Annotated in this window: 1 protein-coding gene; it reads left to right on the forward strand. The window is 32.4% G+C overall.

The genetic code is table 11. From position 1 onward, the window contains the following. Positions 1-230, forward strand: a 230-nt coding sequence (locus tag SB725_RS30210) for a hypothetical protein (RefSeq protein ID WP_410923024.1), incomplete at its 5' end; no start/stop codon positions are given. Positions 231-423: the final 193 nt, after the last annotated feature.

Below are 423 nucleotides of genomic sequence, written 5' to 3' on the forward strand. Positions count from 1 at the left end.
CGTTGAGCGCAGTAGCTGTAGATCCTGTATTTGTACCTGACACAGTAGCAGAATCATTGAGTGTTAGTGGGGAATCTGCCGGAGCATTCATTGTGGTACTGTCTGCTGTGGAATCAGCGGTTGACGTGTTTTCTTTTTTGTTGCAGGCCACCATTGCAGCCAATGCCAACAATGTTAGAATTGAATTTTTCATAATAATAAAATTTGATTTGGTTTATAAAATTGAATAATATTTAATTACTCTGCAAAATGTGTTAACAATTATTTTGCCAGTTTTAAGTAATATATATAAAATATTAAGGCAAAAGTTGCAAAAACTCTTGTATTTACCTACTTTTACCATTGTGCATTTAAATAATACTAGCTTTTAATTTCTTGATATTTCGGTTGAAATACACTTTGTTGATAAATTGTACAACGGTT

Origin of the sequence: Pseudomonas sp. SIMBA_041 (assembly GCF_046535095.1) — a bacterium.
Classification (GTDB): domain Bacteria; phylum Pseudomonadota; class Gammaproteobacteria; order Pseudomonadales; family Pseudomonadaceae; genus Aquipseudomonas; species Aquipseudomonas mucoides.